Genomic DNA, 1,576 nt, shown 5'->3' on the forward strand with positions numbered 1-1,576 from the left:
GCCCTCGCCGACGACCTCGCCGGACTCCCGCCCGCCCTGGTCGTCCCCGCGGAGAACGACCGTCTGCGGGAGGAGGGGGACGCCTACGCCAAGGCCCTTGAGGCGGCGGGCGTCCCGGTCACGCACCGCGTCTTCGAGGGGGTCGACCACTACTTCACCCACACGGGGCCGGTGGCGGCCGGCAAGGAGGCCCTCGACCTGATGGCCACGACCTTGCGTGACGCCCTGAGGTGAGCCGGTTCCCGCGAAATTCCGTTGACCCGGGCCCTGGCGCGTGAAGACTGGCTGTCGTCCCACATGATCCGATGTGCTGTCCGGGGCTTCGCGCCGGACCGGGGGAGGGCCCGCGCGCATGACCATGCACCGCGACCAGGTGGACGTGACCACGGACATCGTCACGGCCTTGATCGAGGAGCAGTTCCCGCAGTGGAGCGGCAAGGCGATCCGGCCGCTGTCGTCCACCGGGACGGTCAACGCGGTCTTCCGCGTCGGGGACGACCTCTCCGCGCGGTTCCCCCTGCGGTCGGCCGACGCCGACGAGGTGCTGGCGGTGCTGGAACGGGAGGCCGAGGCGAGCGCGGAGCTGGCGCGGGTGTCCCGGTTCCCCGTCCCCGAGCCCGTCGCCCTGGGAAGGCCCGGAGCGGGTTACCCCATGCCGTGGTCGGTCCAGACCTGGCTGCCGGGGACGGTCGCCTCGGACGCCGACTCGAGCGGGTCGGACGCGTTCGCCGAGGACCTCGCGGACTTCGTCGCGGCCCTGCGGGACGCCGGGACGCGGGGGCGGGTCTTCAGCGGCGACAACCGTGGCGGTGTGCTCGCCGATCACGACGGCTGGATGACGAAGTGCTTCGAGGAGAGCGAGGGGCTGCTCGACGTGCCCCGGCTGCGCGCGCTGTGGAACCGCTTCCGGGAGCTGCCGCGTACGAGCGCCGACGTCATGAGCCACGGTGACCTGATCCCCGGCAACATCCTGGTCGCGGGGGACCGGCTCGGCGGCGTGCTCGACACCGGCGGCTTCGGCCCGGCCGACCCCGCGCTCGACCTGGTCGGCGCCTGGCACCTGTTGCTGCCCGGCCCGCGGGGCGTGCTCCGGCGGGCTCTGGGCTGTGACGACCTGGAGTGGGAGCGCGGCAAGGCGTGGGCGTTCGAACAGGCGATGGGCCTTGTCTGGTACTACGCCGAGACCAATCCGGAGATGAGCCGCCTGGGGCGCCGGACCCTCCACCGGCTTCTGGAGTCGGCGGAGTGACGCCGCCCCGGTCGTAGGTCGGGTGCGCGGCAAGGCGGAGCGGGTCGGCGAGGCCGGGCCCGCCGCCGTACCGGGGGCTTCCTTCATATACGTCGAAAACCAAGGGCCTTGCCATGCGATCGGTTCCGATATATCGTTGAAGCATCGCGACAGATCAACGATGGAATGGAGTGATTGCGATGCGTTCCCACGGATTCGAGCGTGGACATGGTGGAGCCGGTCGTCGGGGCCGTGGTGGTCCCGAGAGCCTGCGGGGTGCCTTCGGGCCCTTCGGTCCGGGCGGTCCCGGTGGCCCCGGCTTCGGAGGGCCGGGCTTCGGTCCCGGGC

The 1,576-nt window shown here is 72.1% G+C and carries 2 protein-coding genes and 1 pseudogene; all 3 read left to right on the forward strand.

Annotation, left to right across the window (positions count from 1 at the left end; genetic code table 11):
• Positions 1-234: alpha/beta hydrolase (locus EHS43_RS44235; protein WP_148104327.1), on the forward strand; the 234-nt coding region annotated here is incomplete at its 5' end.
• Positions 235-352: 118 nt separating this feature from the next.
• Positions 353-1,249, forward strand: a complete 897-nt coding sequence (locus EHS43_RS44240; RefSeq protein ID WP_125196025.1) for an aminoglycoside phosphotransferase family protein — start codon at positions 353-355, stop codon at positions 1,247-1,249.
• A gap of 179 nt (positions 1,250-1,428) precedes the next feature.
• A pseudogene (locus tag EHS43_RS48615) lies at positions 1,429-1,576 on the forward strand (PadR family transcriptional regulator); the annotation flags it as partial.

Source organism: Streptomyces sp. RP5T (assembly GCF_003933965.1).
GTDB lineage: Bacteria > Actinomycetota > Actinomycetes > Streptomycetales > Streptomycetaceae > Streptomyces.

Excerpts from the sequence above, each read along its gene's own strand:
- EHS43_RS44240 (WP_125196025.1), top strand. The coding sequence starts at position 353 with ATGACCATGCACCGCGACCAGGTGGACGTGACCACGGACATCGTCACG.